Annotated in this window: 5 protein-coding genes; 2 read left to right on the forward strand and 3 right to left on the reverse strand. The window is 69.7% G+C overall.

Translation table 11 applies throughout. The annotated features are described in order from the left end of the window. Both ACXJKL_RS16940 and ACXJKL_RS16945 read left to right on the forward strand, forming a co-directional pair. On the forward strand, positions 1 to 937 hold a 937-nt coding region (locus tag ACXJKL_RS16940), incomplete at its 5' end, for an Ig-like domain repeat protein (protein WP_457208190.1). 45 nt (positions 938 to 982) lie between these two features. Beyond that, positions 983 to 1,609 carry a GNAT family N-acetyltransferase gene (locus ACXJKL_RS16945; protein WP_457208191.1) on the forward strand — a complete coding sequence of 209 codons (627 nt, stop codon included), beginning with the start codon at positions 983 to 985 and terminating at the stop codon, positions 1,607 to 1,609. A 190-nt stretch (positions 1,610 to 1,799) separates the two neighbouring features. On the opposite strand, the gene trpD is transcribed toward ACXJKL_RS16945, so the two are convergent. The 3 genes from trpD to ACXJKL_RS16960 form a co-directional block, all read right to left on the reverse strand. After that, positions 1,800 to 2,846, reverse strand: coding sequence for an anthranilate phosphoribosyltransferase (gene trpD, locus ACXJKL_RS16950; RefSeq protein ID WP_457208192.1), 1,047 nt, complete (start codon positions 2,844 to 2,846; stop codon positions 1,800 to 1,802). 19 nt (positions 2,847 to 2,865) lie between these two features. Then, positions 2,866 to 3,285, reverse strand: coding sequence for an Rv3143 family two-component system response regulator (locus ACXJKL_RS16955; RefSeq protein WP_457208193.1), 420 nt, complete (start codon positions 3,283 to 3,285; stop codon positions 2,866 to 2,868). Between the two features lie 48 nt (positions 3,286 to 3,333). Continuing rightward, the coding region (locus tag ACXJKL_RS16960; protein WP_457208194.1) for a cytochrome c oxidase assembly protein at positions 3,334 to 3,677 on the reverse strand (344 nt) is incomplete at its 5' end.

Below are 3,677 nucleotides of genomic sequence, written 5' to 3' on the forward strand. Positions count from 1 at the left end.
GGCCAACGGCACCTACGCGTGGGGCGTCAAGGCACTCGACGTGGCAGGCAAGGAGATCGGCGCCAGCCCGTCCTGGACGTTCACGGTCGACACGGGCCTCCGTGCGGCTTCCCCAACGCAGATCGCCGCCCCTGACAGCTCTGCAGTCGGCAAGACGCTGACCAGCGTCCCACCGACATGGAACCAGCCGGACGTGCAAGTCACCTATCAGTGGCTGCGCGGAGGAAGTGCCATCACCGGCGCCACAGGGACGAGCTACACGTTGACGGTGCAGGACTACACGAAGGCGATCACGCTGCGCGTGACCGGAACCAAGCCCGGCTACTCCATCGGTTTGTCGGTCAGCAACGAGATCAGCGGCACAGCCGGCGGCGCGCTTCAGAACACAGCCATGCCGTCGATCTCCGGAACCGCCGCGGTAGGAAACACTCTGACAGCCACCACCGGCACGTGGGCGCCCGCTGCCACCAAGTACGGGTACCAGTGGCTGCGTTCGGGGGCACCGATCCCGAATGCCACCAGCAGTTCTTATCGCCTCAGCGTGGAGGACGCGGGCAAGAGCATCTCAGTGACAGTCCTCGCCAGCACGACTGGATTCAACGAGGGAGCGTCCAGCTCCGCGGCCGTGGCCGTCGCGAGGATGACGTCGACAACGTCCATCGCTTTGTCCACGACGAGGGCCAAGCCTGGCAAGCGAGTCAAGATCGGGATCACTGTCACGGTTCCTGGGGTGCCTGGACCCACTGGCCCTATCGCGATCTTCGACGGCGCCAAGAAGCTCAAGACCCTCACCCTCGTCAGCACCAGGGACGGCAAGCTCGCGTGGAAGCTGACCAAGCTCAAAAAGGGCAAGCACAAGATCAAGGCGGTCTACCTCGGCAACGGGTCGACCACGGGCTCCAAGTCCAAGATCACCAAGCTCTACGTCGTCCGGTGATGCGCTGAATCACCAGTCACCCGCGCCGGGCAGTAGCCTCCCCCGGTGAACTGGCTCGAAGACCATTGGCTCGACATCCTCGGCTGGGGCGGGAGTGCCCTGCTCGTCTACTCCCTGCTCCAGTCGAGGGTGCTGCGCTTCCGGGTGCTCAACCTCGCCGCGTGCGTCATCCTCGTCGCCTTCAACGCCTTCGTCGGCGTGTGGCCGATGGTCGGCATGAACGCCGTGCTGTGCGCCATCAACGTGTGGTTCATCGTGCAGCTGCTGCGCGACCGCCACGACGAGGCGGCCTTCCAGGTGCTCGAGGTCCGGGGCGACGACGAGTACCTGCGGCACGTGCTGCGCGTGCACGGCCAGGACATCCTGCGCTTCAACCCCGAGTTCGTGCACGACCCCTCGGCCCCGGAGCAGGACGCCTTCCTGGTCCAGCGCGACGACGAGACGGTGGGCGTGGTGCTGCTGGCCGCCGACGGCGACACGGCCCACGTGCTCCTCGACTACGTCACCCCGCGCTACCGCGACTTCTCCCCGGGCGAGTTCGTCTGGCGCCGCAGCGGCATGCTCGCCGAGCACGGCTACCGCCGCGTCGTCACCTCACCCACCATGGTCGGGCCCTACTACGACCGCCTCGGCTTCGAGCGCGACGGCGACTCCTGGGTCCTCGCCCTCTGAGTGACCCGCGCGACACGCGGCGAGGTTTGACGTTCAACGACCTCGGGTAGGCGATCACCCACGCCAACTCGAGGAGTGTTCGTGTTCCCCATCGCCTGGCTCAACGACAACCGCATCATCGGCTCGATGTTCGCCGTCCTGATCGTCGTCAACGCGTACGCGATCGCCTACGGCTTCTACGCCTGAGCAGCTAGCGCGCGGACGCCTCGACCMAGCGGTCGAGGGCGGCCTGCGCGTGCCCCGCCTCGATCGCCGYGGACGCGCGCTCGATGCCCGCAAAGAGTGCATCAGAGATCGGCGCCCCGGGGGCGTCGTACACAGCGAGCGCCGCTCCCGCGTTGAGGACGACGGCGTCGTGCACCGGCCCACGGCCCCCCGCCAGAACGCGTCGTACGACGTCGGCGTTGTGCGCCGCGTCGCCGCCGCGCAGGTCGTGGGTGGTCGCCAGCGCCAGCCCGTACGTCGCGGGGTCGACCGTGTGGGTCGACACCGCGCCCGCGTGCACCGACCACAGGGTCGACGTCGTCGTGGTGGTGAGCTCGTCGAGCCCGTCGTCCCCGCGGAATACCCACGCGTCGACGCCGCGGCCGGCGAGCACCCCGGCCATGACCGGTGCCATCCGCGGGTCCGCACACCCGATGGCCTGGGCGTCGGGGCGGGCCGGGTTGGTCAGCGGACCGAGGAGGTTGAAGGTCGTGGCGATCCCCAGCTCGCGACGCGGGACGGCGGCGTGCCGCATCGCCGGGTGGAAGGCCGCGGAGAACAGGAACGTGATCCCGGCCTCGCCGGCGATCTCTGCGACCCGGGACACCGGCAGGTCCAGCCGGATGCCCAGCGCCTCCAGCACGTCGGCCGAGCCGGACTTGGACGACGCCGAGCGGTTGCCGTGCTTGACCACGGTGGCCCCGGCCCCGGCGGCCACGATGGCGGCCATGGTGGAGATGTTGACCGACATCGACCGGTCTCCCCCGGTGCCGACGATGTCGAGCAGGCGCCCCGGCACGGAGATCGGGTTGGCGGCGGCGAGCATCGCGTCGGCGATGCCCGACACCTCGTCGACCGTCTCGACCTTGGCGCGCAGCGCCACCAGGAAGCCAGCGATCTGCGCAGGCGTGGCCTCGCCGGCGAACACCTGGTCCATCGCCCAGCGCGCCTGCTCGGCCGTCAGGTCCGTGCCCGCGACGAGCGTGGTGAGGACGTCGGGCCAGGTGGGGACGGGAGTCGAGCCGGAGGACATGGCCACCATGATGGTGGGGTCAGGACGTGGCGGGCACGCGGGGGCGCAGCAGTGAGATGACCGCCTCCGCGAGCTGCACCGGGTCGATCGGGTGCGGCACGGCCGCCTCGGCGCGCGACCACGTGGCCAGCCAGGCGTCCTGCGGGCGGCCGGTCAGCACCATCACGGGCGGGCACTGGAAGATCTCGTCCTTGAGCTGCTTGGCGATCCCCATGCCCCCGGAGGGCGTGGCCTCGCCGTCGAGGATCGCCAGGTCGATGCCCCCGGCGTCCATGTTCTGGAGGACCACCGGCTGGGTGGCCACCTCGATGTACTGCAGCTCGGGCAGGTCGGGGTGGGGGCGGCGCCCCAGCGCGAGGATGACCTGCTGCCGGGTGTCGACGTCGTCGCTGTAGACGAGCACCTTCAGCGGCTTGCGGTCGGACGTGGTCTGAGTCACGTCGGCATCGTATCGGGACGGTTGCGAGACGGACGCAGGACGCCCTCCTCAACCATCGGCCGACGCCGCACTGCGGGCCGCGCGCGCCTCGAGCAGGTCGAGCCGCCGGTCCTCCCGCGCGGCCTCCTTGTGCGAGGAGCGCACCCACTGGACGAAGAGCACCCCGAAGAACACCAGCCCGATCAGGTCCCCGGAGGCCCACAGGATCCCGCCGGCGACGTGCTGGTCCTCCAGTGCCGGCGGCAACCACACCCCCATCGGCCCCTCGCGCAGGGCCGCGTAGTGCGACGCCCCGATCACCGTCGTCTGGCCCATGATCGTGACACCGAGGAAGGCGTGGAACGGCAGCGTCAGCACCACGAGCAGCACCCGGAACGGGTAGCCCACCCGCC

The organism is Nocardioides sp. P5_C9_2, assembly GCF_054049555.1.